We start from the raw sequence: 14,549 nt of genomic DNA on the forward strand, positions 1-14,549 counted from the left end.
CGCAGTTTCGTATGCTTTCATTAATCCAGTTAAAGCTGCAGTTCCTGAAACTTTAAAAGGTGCAGTAATTTGAATTTCTGCATCTTTTACACCTGCTGTAATCAAAGCGTTAGTGTACATTGCATCTGTTACCCAGTTAATGTTCTTTGATCGTACAATAAGACCAGATCCTGGTTTTGTGTATGTAATCATAGAAGAAGAAATTGCTCTCGTACCAATTTGTGCTTTTGGAACAATGCCTTCTAGAAATTTATGTTCTTCCGCATTAGATACAGTAATAATTGTAGCATCTTTCGGTGCTTTCATTTCTTTTAACAGATCTTGTTTTTGTTGTTCAGATAAGTTCTCTCCTAATGTAACAATTGATTCTCCCTCGATGATGTCTGCAAACGAAGCTGTTGGCATCATAAATACCGTTACAGCTAATAGCAGAGCTAGTAATTTCGTTTTCACGAAAAATCGCTCCCTTTCTCTTTCTAAAATTTTCGGGCAACAAAGTTATTATAGTATATATTTCTTATTTGTCACCTAGCTTTTTCCACATTTCAAAAAAGAAGTATCTAGATTGTCGGATTCTTTTTGTTTCTAGTCATGAATGTGGTAATATAGTGCTGAGATAGTTGAAAGGAGACATATACGTATGAAAACTTTAGGATACATATTAATGGAAAACGGTGAAAAAATCGACTTGGAATTTTTCCCAGAAGAAGCACCGAAAACAGTAGAAAACTTTAAAAAATTAGCAGAGCAAGGATTTTATGACGGTGTTACATTCCACCGTGTTATTCCTGGCTTCGTAAGCCAAGGTGGAGACCCAACAGGTACAGGTGCAGGTGGCCCAGGTTACTCTATTCCATGTGAAACTGATGGAAACCCTCATAGACACCTTGTAGGATCACTTTCTATGGCTCACGCTGGCCGTAACACAGGCGGTAGCCAATTCTTTATCGTTCATGAGCCACAGCCGCATTTAGATGGTGTTCATACTGTATTCGGTAAAGCAACAAGCGGTATTGAAACAGTATTAAAAATGCGTCAAGGCGATGTAATGAAAGAAGTTAAAGTTTGGGAAGAATAAGGTAAGGAAAAAGAGAGCTTTTGCTCTCTTTTTTATTTTTAATGAGATTGAGTACTACTTCTACAGCTCATCATACAAGTAGTATTGTTGCTAAAATATATTGCTTGTGAGAACAAACCTTTAACCAATTACATAGAATACATTACATTATATGTTTCAATAAATATTTTTTGTTATATTAATTTTGCTAGAATTGTGCTGCTTTAGAGTAACTATAAATGAAGTGCTGTTGAATGATATGTTTCTTTCCATTCCATATAAAATTTTCTTTTTTTAACTCTATTTATTAAAGGAATAGTGCTGAAACATAGATTTGACTTTCTTCTTTTCGCTTTGTATGATTATCAAGTTGTTTTAGACTCTTCTCACTCTGTTGAAAATATTGTAAAATGAATGTGATATGAAAAGAGTGATTGAGGGGATTACTAGTTTGTAACTTTTGTAAGAAGGGATAAGGGTTATGTTAATTCGTTTTAAAAAAAGTTATGAAAAAATTGCAATGGGGCTTCTTTCGTTTATGCCAACTGAAAAAGATGTGAAAACATTACAATTGACAATGAAAGAATATGAAGCAAAAGATGATTGGCAATTGTATTTGTGGAAAGAAAATGAAGATTTTGTTGGAATAATGGGGATTGTAAAAAAAGAGAATCAAGTATTAGAAATTCAGCATTTGAGTGTGAACCCGTCTCACCGTCATGTGGGGATTGGGACGAAGATGGTTCAAGAGTTAAAGAGTAAATTTCTTGAGTTTACAATTTGCGGAAATGAGCAAACAGCAAGTTTTTGCGAAAAATGTAAAGGGCTAGAACAAAATATACATTCGTGAAAGCAGAGATAAGTAGTTTATTATCTCTGCTTTCTTTTTTGTAATTGTTCGTTTCGTTCAGTAATGACCTCTGTGCGATCACGCAAAGTGTGCTTGTTTATAATATATTCACCTGGGATAGCATTCAAGTCTTTCCAAGAGAGGTTTTGTTTTTGACATAACTCTATGCACTGCTTCTCTAACGATGAATCTGATAAGGGTAAAAATAAAGGTACAAAACGTTCTTTTTTATGGATAGATTGCAATCTTTCATTGAGCAAGGAAAGAAGTTGTACTTGATTAATTCCTAAACGTTGTAAAGGCACACCGCTTTTTTCTAAAATTGTAATTGCGCTTTTCATCATTTTTGTAGAACCATTCCAATTAGCACGTCTTTGGTGGTATAAAGAAACTGCAATTTGAATGAGACCAACTAAGTAATGATCACGATTACCTCTTGGTTTTGTCTTCCAATACTCTTCTAGTATTTCGTGGCATTCAAAATAGTCATAATCTCCATGGAAATGAATTAAAAATTGTATGTATTCGGTAGGATACATGTTTTCTCGCTCCTATCTAACGGTTATACATATAAGTGTATCATAGAAATATGAACAATAAACGACTAGGAGGTTTCCCCCTAGCCGTTATTGTTCATATTAGCAGAAGCAAGCTGCTCCTACAATAATTAGTAAAATAAACAGTACAACAAGTAATGCGAACCCACCGCTAAAACCACAATCAACGTGACCCATAGTTTTTTGACCTCCTACATTGTTCTTACTACACTGTTATCATATGAAGTGGTGGGCATGATGACATAGGCATCGGTCTATTTTTAATTAAATTTCTTAAAAAGGTTGGATAGAACATGAGTATGCTCTATACTTATGTTGTTATAGAAAAAATGTGGTGGGATGCTTTGTGCAATATAATTTTAAAGTAGAGGCTTTTGAAGGGCCGTTAGATCTATTGTTACATTTAATACATCGTTATGAAATTGATATATATAATATTCCTGTAGCAGATATTACAGAGCAATATTTATCTTATGTGCATACGATGAAAGAACTTCAATTAGATGTTGCAAGTGAGTATTTAGTAATGGCTGCAACGTTATTACAAATTAAAAGTAAGATGTTGTTGCCGAAACATGAAGAAGATGTACTTGATAACGGTGATGATTTTATAGATGATCCTCGTCAAGAATTGATGGAGAGGTTAATTGAATATAAGAAATATAAGCAAGTTGCTACTGAGTTAAAAGAAAGAGAACAAGAAAGAGCACAGCTATATACACGTCCACCAATTGACTTTACATCGTTGCAACAAGAAGAGGAGACAAGCTTACCTCTTGATGTTACGTTATATGATATGCTAGCAGCATTTCAAAAATTAATGCGCCGTAAAAAGGCAAAAAAACCTGTAACAACACGTATTACTCGTCAAGAAATACCAATTGAACAGCGAATGACTGATATTTTAAAACAGTTAAAAATAAAGGGTGGTCGCCAAAGTTTTTATGATTTGTTTGTTGATGATGAACGTGAAATAATGGTTGTAACATTTTTAGCAGTTCTGGAACTTATGAAAAACCAACAAATCATAATTGAGCAAGAACATAATTTTGATGAAATTTTCGTATCAAGCTCTAATAAATCTGCATAGAGCCAGTATGTGAAAATGGGATAGCAACATTTTATCTCATGCTATGTTTTAATGTATCGTTTGGAACAAGAGAAAAAATATTGAACCGAACGCATTAATTGTGATTCGGTTTTTTGATGTGTATTTTTATGAGAAAATAGAAGGAAGGAGCTCGTGAAATGGATAGGAAAGAACAAAAGTCAATTATTGAAGGCCTTTTATTTGTTTCTGGTGATGAAGGGATTTATCCAGAACAAATAGCGAAAGTTCTTGAAATTGAAATGAATGAAGCAATTAATATTTTAGAAGAAATGCAACAAGAATGTGAAGGTGCAAACCGTGGTTTGCAAATTGTACAGTATGCAAAAGTATATCGTTTTGCTACAAAGAAAGAACATGCTTCATATTATCAAAAATTAATAGATACACCAACAGCTGCTTCACTCTCACAAGCTGCCCTCGAAACGTTAGCGATTGTTGCATATCGCCAACCAATCACAAGGACTGAAATGGAAGAGATTAGAGGAGTTAAAACTGATAAGGCGTTACAAACGTTGGTTTCACATTTACTTATAAAAGAAATGGGAAGAGCAGAAGGACCAGGGCGTCCTATTTTATACGGAACAACAAAAGAATTTTTAGACACATTTGGATTGAAAACATTAGATGATTTACCACCGCTTTCTGAAGAGAATGAACAAATGAATGAAGCAGATTTATTCTTCGGTTCCTTACAAGAGATATCGAAATAAAAGCTTAGCATTTTGCTAAGCTTTTTTTGTATATCAATTATTTACAGTGCCATACTAAATGAAAAAAGGAGACGAGTTATGAGAGGTATGCGGATTATTTTATTATTAGTTTCTGTTTTATTATGTTTTTCTTTAAATAGCGCATCAGCTAAAAGGTATATGATGTCCATTCATACTACGTCTCCTTTACATATGCATCGGCAACATCTTAGTAAAATGAAAGTGAGCTTTTTAAAAGTGGGGCAAGGTGACGCAACACTTATTATAATGCCAAATGGACAAACAATGTTAATTGATGGAGGACCTTATGAAGCAGGAGAGGTTATTATTCAGAAATTAATTGAGAAAGGGATTAATCATTTAGATGTAATTGTCAGTACGCATCCCGATATGGATCATATAGGGGGGTTAATTCCAATTGTAGAGCAAATGCCGGTATCGCTTATATTAGATAGCGGAAAAACATATAGTTCTCTTACTTATCATACGTATCGGAATAATATAAAAAAAAGAGGGATACCTTTCGTTTCAGTAAAGGAAGGACAATATATACCGCTGGATCCACATGTTTCTATACAAGTATTAAACAACGGGAAATCAAAAGATGAAAATAATGAATCCTCAATTGTTTTAAAGGTGCGATATGGAAAAGCGGATTTTTTATTAATGGGTGACGCGGATGTACGGACAGAACATGAAATATTAAAACAATTTGATGTCCATGCAGATGTGTTAAAAGTGGGGCATCATGGCTCATATACTTCAACAAGTGAAACGTTTATAAAAAAAGTGGAACCGCAGTTTGCTATTCTATCGTACGGGAGTAATAATCCGTATGGACATCCTCACCAAAGTGTAGTGAAACGCTTAAAAAGGCACGGTATAATGGTATATAGAACGAATAAACGTACAGTAGAAATGGAAACAGATGGTGAACATATTATGTTAGAATCTAGCGGATTAATGCCATTGTTGAAGTGATTTCTATATTAGGGGGCGATACTGTCCCTTTTTGGAAAAATGAATAATATATATTATAATTATAAGAGACGTAAGAAATTTCCTTTTCTGTTGAATAAAAAGGAAATTTCATTAGAATGTATAGACAACTACTCGTGCGTATATTAAGATGGAACTAGGCGAATAAGGTAATAATAACAAGTAGGTAATTCATGGGAAAGGATCGATGAAAATGAAAACGCAAATTGTCATCAATGCCAAAATTTACACAGGTCAAGAAATAGTGGAAAACGGATTTATTCGTTACGCAGAAACCATTAAAGAAATTGGTTTGATGGCTCAATATGTACCACAAGAAAATGAAACTGTTTTTGATGCTACAGGGAAGATTATAATTCCAGGTATGATCGATGTTCATATTCATGGTGGATACGATATTGATGCGATGGATGCAAATAGCGATGGGTTAGTAACTCTAGGTAAAGAAATGTTAAAAGAAGGGGTTACAACTTACTTCCCAACAACAATGACACAAGCTCCAGAGGCAATTGAAGCAGCGTTAACTGCTGCGAAAGAAGCAAAAGAAAAAGGAGCGCATTTCGAATATATTCATTTAGAAGGACCTTATGTTTCAAAGAAACGTGCAGGTGCACAGCCACTTGAACATATCGTTCCTGCAAATATTGAGCAATTTAAACAATGGCAAGAAGCAAGTGGGAACTTAATTAAATTAGTAACATATGCACCAGAAGAAGAGGGAGCATTAGAGTTTGAACAATATCTTGCTGAAACTGGTGTAGTTGGCACAATGGGGCATACAGATGCAATTGATGCGCAACTAAAAAATAGAAAGATTACACATGCGACACATTTATACAATCAAATGCGTGGATTACATCACCGTGAACCAGGAGTTGTGGGTCATGTGTTATTAAATCCAGATGTAATGGTTGAAGTAATTACAGATGGTATTCATATTCACCCTGATATGGTGAAATTAGCATATAAGTTAAAAGGACCGAAAAAAGTAAGTGTTATTACTGACGCAATGCGTGCAAAAGGTCTTGAAGATGGATTATATGAGCTTGGCGGACAGCCAGTACATGTAAAAGATGGTAGTGCTCGATTAGAAGATGGAACGTTAGCTGGTAGTATTCTAAAAATGGATCAAGCTTTCCGAAATGTAATTGAATTTACAGGTTGTTCAATCGAAGATGCAGTACTTATGACATCAGTTAACCAAGCAGAAGAGTTTGGATTAAATAATAAAGGTGCATTAGCGGTAGGAAAAGATGCAGACTTTGTTGTGATGAATGAAGATTTACATGTATATGATACGGTTCGTTTAGGAATTCATATGAAGGAAGGGAAGTAATTAAATGAATATTCTTGTTGTAAAAACTCCAGAAGAATTAGCAGAAGCAGGTTATAAATTAATTGAAGAAGTTGTAAAAACAAAAGAAAATCCAACATTAGGAATGGCTACAGGAAGCTCTCCATTAGGTATTTATGCAGAAATGCGAAAAAATAAACTTGATACAAGCCGTGTAACCACTGTAAACTTAGATGAGTACGTAAATTTACCACATGAAGATAAAAACAGCTATCACTATTTCATGCAAGAACAGTTGTTTGATCATCTTCCATTTAAACAAACTTATGTACCAAACGGGATGGCAAGTGATTTAGAGGAAGAGTGCAAACGTTACGAGAGCATTCTAGCTGCTAACCCAGTTGACCTACAGATTCTTGGAATCGGTGAAAACGGTCACATCGGATTTAATGAGCCAGGAACACCGTTTAATTCTCCAACAAACATTGTTGAATTAACAGAATCTACACGCCAAGCAAACCTTCGATTCTTCGAAAAAGAAGAAGATGTGCCAACTCATGCGATTACAATGGGAATTGGAAGCATTATGAAAGCGAAACAAGTTCTACTTGTTGCTATGGGTTCTAAAAAGGCAGAAGCTGTTAAAGAATTATTGCAAGGTGAATATAGTGAAGAGTGTCCGGCTACAGTTTTACAACGTCATCCGAATGTAACCGTAATCGCTGATCAAGAAGCTCTATCTTTATGCAGTGAGGCGATTGCTGATGAACATCGACAAGTATTCACCATTTCCGATCTATTATCAGATTCAAGAGTGGGTGAAACAGCTAATTGAGGACGGCGAATGGAAGCCGGGAGATAAAATCCCATCTGAGAATGAACTTTGTGATAAGTTCGAAGTGAGTCGAATGACAATCAGACAGGCGATTAATAATTTAGTGGAACAAGGCTATTTATATCGGAAGCGTGGAATTGGAACATTTGTCCAACTTCCGAAAGTGGAACAAAAATTGCAAGGAATGACGGGATTCACAGAAGACATGATTTCTCGTGGGATGAACCCAAGTAGTCAATTACTTAGTTTCCGCCTAGTTCCAGCTACTGCTAAAATAGCAGACCGGTTGAGAATACAGGAGGGGGAATCGGTTTATGAAGTGAGGCGTATTCGCTTAGCTGATGATGAACCGATTGCTTTTGAGACGACATATTTGTCGCCAGCTCTTGTAAAAGATATTAACGAAGAGATATTGCAACAATCTTTATATGAACATTTAGAGAAAAAACTGGGCTTTAAACTTGTTAGCGCTACTCAGTCAATTGAAGCTTCCGTTGCGACGGAAAATGAAGCTGAACATCTGCATATTCCTAAAAAGGCGCCTGTACTTGTAATGCGTCAATGGTCATATTCAGAAGGTGAGATACCGCTAGAGTACGTGAAATGTATTTATCGTGGAGATCGTTATAAATTTATTACGAATATCGCACGTAACAAATAGTATATTTCAGTTTGTGAAGTACAGTGGAATTGAAAATGATTAACATGTAAAGAAATAAAAATACGACTCATCCTTATAAGGAATGAGTCGTATTTTTATTATGAGCAATTACGTGGTTAACAGCATCTTTGACGTGATTTACTACATAGTGAGCGTGTTTTTTTACTGCATCATCTGCTTGCGACATAGCAAAACTGTGAGGAGTTAAAGAAAACATAGGAATGTCATTATAAGAATCCCCTATACAAGCAATTTCCTCAGGTTTTATTTGAAACTCATTTAATAAAACAGAAATGGCAGAGCCTTTACTAACATTCGGTGGCATTACATCTAAACATTGTTCTGCTGAGATGAAAGTACTAACTTTCCCGTGGAATTTTTCATCAATTTTTTTCTGAAGGAGTTGTAAGCTCTCCTTTGTTCCACCGACAGAAATTTTATTTGGGAAAATTGTATCATCAATCTTCTGTAGTAAGTTTGGTTCTTCAACAGAAGTCATAGTTACTTGTTGTTCAAGTTCTTGAATGAAAGGTGTTTTCTCTTCAATGTAATAATTATGCTCATCACTTACATAACGGAAATAAGGATCTTCATTCGTCATAGCTAACAAATCGGGAAGTATGCTGGAATCAAAAGTTGCAGATAATAGTTGTTTATTTTCATGTGTATATACAAAAACACCATTTACACTAATGCGATGAAAATTTGTATTTACAGCTTTCATTAAGTCTGCAATTTCATTATCAAGTCTTCCGGAAGCGAAGCAAAGAATAACATTTTGCTCGGCAAGGCTGCGCAGTGCCGCAACATCTTGTTCGTCAATAAGACCTCCGTGTTGCATCATTGTACCATCGATATCACTTACAAACATTTTAATCATGCTGTTATCTCCTTTCTATGTACAGTTGCTCTTACATTATACGCATCATATATAAACATGTCTAAAAAATGAATTTTTATTAAATGGCAGATGTTTTACATTGACGACAAAGAAGAATATTCTGTAACATAAAAGTAGGCTATTTAAGTACGAGGGTGGTGTTATATGAGTAATTATCTAGAAATTAAAAAAGTTTTAAATAATAATGTCATCATTGCTAGCCATCCGGAACACGAGGAAGTAGTAGTGATTGGTAAAGGAATTGGATTTGGGAAAAAAGCGAAAGATGTATTGGAGCAAGAACAAATCGAAAAGATGTTTGTCTTAAAAAATGAACGTGATCGTGAACAATACAAATTATTAGTGCCGCATATTAGTGAAAAATTAATTGAATTGATGAACGATATTATGCTGTACATTCAAGGAAAAGCGAAATCTCCACTAAATGAACATATTCATATTGCGTTAACAGATCATATTTCATTTGCGATTAAAAGGTTAAAACAAGGACTTACAATTGATAACCCTTTTTTAGTTGAAACAAAAATGCTCTATCCAGAGGAATATGAAATTGCGGAAGGTGTTGTAGAACTTTTAAATTCTCGTTTGCAAATTACATTGCCTGAAGGAGAAATTGGTTTTATTGCACTGCACATTTACAGTTCGCTTACAAATTCTGATTTATCTTCAGTTAATCAAAACTCCCGTCTCATTGCACAACTTGTATCTTTAATTGAGACAAACTTACAAATTACATTAGATCAAGAGAGCATTCATTATTTACGTCTTATTCGTCATCTTCAATATGCTATTGAGAGGGTGAAAAAAGGAGAAAAAGTAGAGGAATCGCAAAGTTTTGCTGATTTATTAAAGGCGGAGTATCCAGTTTGCTATAACTTGGCTTGGAAGCTAGTTAAGGTCATGCAAAAAGAGTTGCAACTACCTGTATATGAAGCTGAAAGTATTTATTTAACGATGCACTTGCAACGCTTAGTAAAGGCAGAGCATGTGTAAAAAGTCATATATTTTTGTCTAAAATGAAAACGTTAAAAAAAATGATTGAATCGCTTACAATAGTTATGTATAATAACTATTGCAAAGTTATACAAATTTCGACAAACACATTAAGGTGAGTAACGAAAACGTTTGCCTTAATTATAGTGAACTTATACGTAAACCTATTTTTGACACGTGTTACTGATTCGATCAGGCATGAGTGGAGAAAAGTAAGGAATGTAAGCTAGAGAAAGGGATATACTACCCTTTGTATAGCTATCGTTCTATCTTTTTTTCCTCATGTCTTTTTGGCGTTTGTCGGAAGGTATCAATATAGATAAGAGAGGAAGGGTTTCCATGTTTAAGAATATCTTTGGTGTTCTTCAAAAAGTCGGAAAAGCGTTAATGCTTCCAGTAGCGATTTTACCGGCGGCAGGTATTTTACTTGGATTTGGTAATGCATTTCAAAATCCACAGTTAACAAATGTTATTCCTGCTTTAAAAGCAGATTGGTTCGTAATGGTTGCAAAAATTATGGAACAATCTGGTGATATTATTTTCGCTAACCTTGCATTATTATTCGCAGTTGGGGTAGCAATTGGTTTAGCTGGTGGAGACGGAGTAGCTGGTTTAGCAGCATTCGTCGGCTACTTAATTATGAACAAAACGATGAGTGTGTTCTTAGAAGTAGATAAGCTAGTGAAAGTAACAAGTTCTGGAGCAGACCCAGTAAAAATTGGATTTGCAGATCCAGCGTATGCAAACGTATTAGGTATTCCAACGCTACAAACAGGGGTATTTGGTGGTATTATCGTCGGTATAGTAGCGGCATATTGCTATAATAAATACTTCAACATTGAATTACCATCATACTTAGGTTTCTTTGCAGGTAAGCGTTTCGTACCGATCGCAACTGCAACATTCTCTTTAATAGTAGGTATTATCATGTGCTTCGTTTGGCCATACATTCAAGGTGGCTTAAACACGTTCTCACATCAAATGATTGATGCAAATAGAACAATCGCAGCATTTATATTCGGTTTAATTGAACGTTCATTAATTCCATTTGGATTACATCACATTTTCTATTCACCGTTCTGGTTCGAATTCGGTCAGTATACAAATGCAGCTGGCGAATTAATCCGTGGTGACCAAAAAATCTTTATGGCACAGTTAAAAGACGGTGTAGAATTAACAGCAGGTACATTTACAACTGGTAAGTATCCGTTCATGATGTTCGGTCTTCCAGCAGCAGCTTTAGCAATGTACCATGAAGCACGTCCAGAAAATAAAAAATTAGCAGCAGGTATTTTAGGTTCTGCAGCATTAACATCTTTCTTAACAGGTATTACAGAGCCACTTGAATTTTCATTCTTATTCGTAGCGCCAGTATTATTCGGAATTCACGCTGTATTTGCTGGTCTATCATTTATGACAATGCAAATTTTAGGTGTTAAAATTGGTATGACATTCTCTGGTGGTTTAATTGACTTCCTATTATTCGGTGTACTACCAGGCCGTACAGCATGGTGGTGGGTAATTATTGTTGGTCTTGTACTAGCAGTTATTTACTACTTCGGATTCCGCTTTGCAATTCGTAAATGGAATCTAAAAACACCTGGTCGTGAAGTGGCAAATGCAAATGACGGCGCAGGAAAAGCAGAAGCAGGCGAACTTCCTCGTGAAGTATTAGTAGCACTTGGTGGTAAAGAAAACATTGCTTCTTTAGATGCTTGTATTACTCGTTTACGTGTTCAAGTTAACGAACAAAAGAATGTAAACAAAGACCGCTTAAAAGAACTTGGAGCAGCTGGTGTACTTGAAGTTGGAAATAACATTCAAGCTATTTTCGGACCGAAATCTGACACATTAAAATCACAAATTCATGATATTATGTCAGGTCGTACACCTCATGTTGAAAAAGAAGAACCTGTAAAAGTGGAAGAAACTCCTCAAAAAGTTGATGAAAATGAAACAATTGTATCACCAATCGAAGGGAAAATCTTACCAATTACAGAAGTGCCTGACCAAGTATTCTCAGGAAAAATGATGGGAGACGGATTTGCAATTGAGCCAACTGAAGGAACAGTAGTTTCTCCAGTGAACGGTGAGATTGTCAATGTATTCCCTACCAAACATGCGATTGGTATTCAATCTGAAGGCGGAAAAGAAATTTTAATTCACTTCGGTATTGATACTGTAAAATTAAATGGTGAAGGTTTTGAAGCGCTTGTAGCACAAGGCGACAAGGTGAAACAAGGCCAACCATTATTAAAAGTAGATCTTGCATTTGTAAAAGAAAATGCACCATCTATCATTACACCAATTGTCTTTACAAACTTACAACAAGGGCAACAAGTCGAATTGAAAAAAGATGGAAATGTTAAGAAGGGCGAAACCGCTATTATTGACATTCAGTAGGAATTTGACGCAAAATGTTTATAATTATAATAGGCGATGTGGTTGACCGAACATCGCCTATTATATACAATAGATGATGTAGTACTCACGTCTATACAACTAAAAAATACTGTAATTTAAAGGAGATAAATTATCATGGAAAAAATCTTTAAAGTAACTAGCGACTCAGGAATTCATGCTCGTCCAGCAACTCTACTTGTAAACACTGCAAGCAAATTCGGTTCTGACATTAACTTAGAGTATAACGGAAAGAACGTTAACTTAAAATCAATCATGGGCGTTATGTCTTTAGGCATTCAACAAAACGCAGAAATTAAAATCACTGCAAATGGTGATGATGCAGCTCAAGCACTAGCAGCTATCGAAGAAACTATGAAAAACGAAGGATTAGGAGAATAATGACTCTTAACATTCAAGGGATCGCTGCATCAAGTGGGATTGCTATTGCAAAGGCTTTCAGACTTGAAAATCCTGAATTTAACATCGAAAAGAAATCAATTACAAACGAAGCTGCAGAAATTGCACGCTTAGACGCTGCGCTTGAGAAAGCAAAAACTGAATTAGAAGCTATTAAGGACCACGCATTTGCTGAGCTAGGTGCTGACAAAGCTGCGATCTTTGAAGCACATTTATTAGTGTTAAATGATCCAGAACTAGTAAACCCAGTAAAAGATAAAGTAAATAGCGAAAAAGTAAATGCTGAATTTGCAATGGATGAAGTTGCATCAATGTTTATTTCTATGTTTGAAAACATGGATAACGAATATATGAAAGAACGTGCTGCGGACATTCGTGACGTAACAAAACGCATTCTTGCACATTTACTAGGAATTAACTTCTCAAATCCTGGTACAATTTCTGAAGAGGTAATCATCATTGCTGAAGATTTAACACCATCTGATACAGCTCAATTAAACCGTAAGTATGCAAAAGGTTTCACTACTGATATCGGTGGACGTACATCTCACTCTGCAATTATGGCTCGTTCTATGGAAATTCCAGCTGTTGTTGGTACGAAAGTTGTTATGGAGAAAATCCAAAACGGCGATATCGTTATCATTGACGGTTTAGATGGAGAAGTAATTGTAAACCCATCAGAAGAAACTCTTCGTTCGTTTGAAGAAAAGAAAGCGAAATTTGAAGAGCAAAAAGCTGAATGGGCTAAATTAAAAGACCAAGCTACTGTAACAAGTGACGGACATCACGTTGAGCTTGTTGCAAATATCGGAACACCAAATGATGTACAAGGTATTATCGATAATGGCGGAGAAGGCGTTGGCTTATACCGTACAGAATTCTTATACATGGGCCGTGACAATCTTCCAACAGAAGAAGAGCAGTTCGAAGCGTATAAAGCAGTTCTTGAAGGTGTAAAAGAAGGTCAACCAGTCGTTGTTCGTACACTTGACATCGGTGGAGATAAAGAGCTTCCATACTTACATTTACCAAAAGAAATGAACCCATTCTTAGGATACCGTGCAATTCGCTTATGTCTTGATGAGCAAGATGTGTTCCGTACACAACTTCGTGCATTACTTCGTGCTAGCGTATACGGTAACTTAAAAATTATGTTCCCAATGATTGCAACTCTTGATGAGTTCCGTCAAGCGAAAGCGATTTTATTAGAAGAGAAAGCGAAACTTGTAGAAGCGGGTACAACTGTTTCTGATTCTATTGAAGTTGGTATGATGGTTGAAATCCCAGCTTCAGCAGTATTAGCAGATCAATTCGCGAAAGAAGTTGACTTCTTCTCTATCGGAACAAATGATTTAATCCAATACACAATGGCTGCAGACCGTATGAACGAACAAGTATCATACTTATACCAACCATATAACCCATCTATTTTACGTCTTGTAAAAATGGTTATCGATGCTGCTCATAAAGAAGGCAAATGGGCTGGTATGTGTGGTGAGATGGCGGGCGATTCACTTGCTATCCCATTATTATTAGGATTAGGTTTAGATGAGTTCAGTATGAGTGCAACATCTATTCTTCCTGCAAGAACACAGCTAAGCAAGTTGTCAAAAGCAGAAATGGAAACATTAGCAGAAAAAGCATTAATGATGTCAACTGCTGAAGAAGTTGTTGAACTAGTTAAAAGCATATAATTAATAAAAAAACCTGAGTCGATTTGAAATCGGTCTCAGGTTTTTTCTATGAGAAAAGTAAACCTTA

Annotated in this window: 16 protein-coding genes; 12 read left to right on the top strand and 4 right to left on the bottom strand. The window is 35.6% G+C overall.

The features are described 5' to 3' along the window. Nucleotides 1-453 (bottom strand): DUF1002 domain-containing protein (locus MR107_RS08095; RefSeq protein ID WP_242292233.1); only part of this gene is annotated, 453 nt, incomplete at its 3' end. Between the two features lie 187 nt (nucleotides 454-640). Here MR107_RS08095 and MR107_RS08100 point away from each other — a divergent pair. Continuing rightward, nucleotides 641-1,078, top strand: a complete 438-nt coding sequence (locus MR107_RS08100) for a peptidylprolyl isomerase (RefSeq protein WP_000853782.1) — start codon at nucleotides 641-643, stop codon at nucleotides 1,076-1,078. 460 nt (nucleotides 1,079-1,538) lie between these two features. Continuing rightward, entirely contained in the window at nucleotides 1,539-1,907 is a 369-nt protein-coding gene (gene ribT, locus MR107_RS08105; protein WP_000908401.1) for a GNAT family N-acetyltransferase RibT, read from the top strand. A gap of 20 nt (nucleotides 1,908-1,927) precedes the next feature. Here the strand turns inward: ribT and MR107_RS08110 are convergent, their stop codons facing one another. Continuing rightward, nucleotides 1,928-2,446: a DUF309 domain-containing protein gene (locus tag MR107_RS08110; RefSeq protein ID WP_000283597.1), complete on the bottom strand. Its 519-nt coding sequence runs from the start codon at nucleotides 2,444-2,446 to the stop codon at nucleotides 1,928-1,930. Between the two features lie 99 nt (nucleotides 2,447-2,545). Further along, nucleotides 2,546-2,641, bottom strand: a complete 96-nt coding sequence (locus MR107_RS08115; RefSeq protein ID WP_000510194.1) for a YjcZ family sporulation protein — start codon at nucleotides 2,639-2,641, stop codon at nucleotides 2,546-2,548. Between the two features lie 169 nt (nucleotides 2,642-2,810). Between MR107_RS08115 and scpA the strand changes: the two genes are divergently transcribed. The 6 genes from scpA (at nucleotide 2,811) to MR107_RS08150 (ending at nucleotide 8,074) form a co-directional block, all read left to right on the top strand. Then, nucleotides 2,811-3,554 (top strand): segregation/condensation protein A, encoded by a 744-nt coding sequence (gene scpA, locus MR107_RS08120; protein ID WP_001199753.1) that lies wholly within the window; start codon nucleotides 2,811-2,813, stop codon nucleotides 3,552-3,554. A 158-nt stretch (nucleotides 3,555-3,712) separates the two neighbouring features. Then, nucleotides 3,713-4,285, top strand: coding sequence for a segregation/condensation protein ScpB (gene scpB, locus MR107_RS08125; protein WP_000375168.1), 573 nt, complete (start codon nucleotides 3,713-3,715; stop codon nucleotides 4,283-4,285). Between the two features lie 78 nt (nucleotides 4,286-4,363). Further along, nucleotides 4,364-5,266, top strand: a complete 903-nt coding sequence (locus MR107_RS08130) for a ComEC/Rec2 family competence protein (protein WP_001214826.1) — start codon at nucleotides 4,364-4,366, stop codon at nucleotides 5,264-5,266. Between the two features lie 211 nt (nucleotides 5,267-5,477). Beyond that, complete coding sequence (nagA, locus tag MR107_RS08135; RefSeq protein WP_002179749.1) at nucleotides 5,478-6,620, top strand: N-acetylglucosamine-6-phosphate deacetylase; 1,143 nt, start codon at nucleotides 5,478-5,480, stop codon at nucleotides 6,618-6,620. Between the two features lie 4 nt (nucleotides 6,621-6,624). Then, the gene (nagB, locus tag MR107_RS08140) at nucleotides 6,625-7,413 is read left to right on the top strand and encodes a glucosamine-6-phosphate deaminase (protein ID WP_001024210.1); all 789 of its coding nucleotides are present in this window, start codon (nucleotides 6,625-6,627) and stop codon (nucleotides 7,411-7,413) included. Then, on the top strand, nucleotides 7,343-8,074 hold the full coding sequence (locus MR107_RS08150) for a GntR family transcriptional regulator (protein WP_014894892.1): 732 nt from the start codon (nucleotides 7,343-7,345) through the stop codon (nucleotides 8,072-8,074). Before nagB ends, MR107_RS08150 begins: the two co-directional genes overlap by 71 nt. Before the next feature lie 73 nt (nucleotides 8,075-8,147). Here the strand turns inward: MR107_RS08150 and MR107_RS08155 are convergent, their stop codons facing one another. Continuing rightward, on the bottom strand, nucleotides 8,148-8,954 hold the full coding sequence (locus tag MR107_RS08155) for a Cof-type HAD-IIB family hydrolase (RefSeq protein WP_000594243.1): 807 nt from the start codon (nucleotides 8,952-8,954) through the stop codon (nucleotides 8,148-8,150). A gap of 165 nt (nucleotides 8,955-9,119) precedes the next feature. On the opposite strand from MR107_RS08155, the gene glcT reads away from it, so the two are divergent. The 4 genes from glcT (at nucleotide 9,120) to ptsP (ending at nucleotide 14,482) form a co-directional block, all read left to right on the top strand. After that, nucleotides 9,120-9,968: a glucose PTS transporter transcription antiterminator GlcT gene (gene glcT / locus MR107_RS08160; RefSeq protein ID WP_000073858.1), complete on the top strand. Its 849-nt coding sequence runs from the start codon at nucleotides 9,120-9,122 to the stop codon at nucleotides 9,966-9,968. Between the two features lie 339 nt (nucleotides 9,969-10,307). Further along, a complete protein-coding gene (ptsG, locus tag MR107_RS08165) occupies nucleotides 10,308-12,371 on the top strand; it encodes a PTS glucose transporter subunit IIABC (RefSeq protein WP_000475799.1) in 2,064 nt (687 codons plus the stop codon). Between the two features lie 135 nt (nucleotides 12,372-12,506). Further along, nucleotides 12,507-12,770, top strand: a complete 264-nt coding sequence (ptsH, locus tag MR107_RS08170) for a phosphocarrier protein HPr (RefSeq protein WP_000411080.1) — start codon at nucleotides 12,507-12,509, stop codon at nucleotides 12,768-12,770. Beyond that, a complete protein-coding gene (gene ptsP / locus MR107_RS08175; protein WP_242292234.1) occupies nucleotides 12,770-14,482 on the top strand; it encodes a phosphoenolpyruvate--protein phosphotransferase in 1,713 nt (570 codons plus the stop codon). The genes ptsH and ptsP overlap by 1 nt, the downstream gene beginning before the upstream one ends. Nucleotides 14,483-14,549 lie beyond the last annotated feature (67 nt).

Source organism: Bacillus cereus group sp. BfR-BA-01441 (assembly GCF_022663075.1).
Lineage (GTDB): Bacteria > Bacillota > Bacilli > Bacillales > Bacillaceae_G > Bacillus_A > Bacillus_A cereus.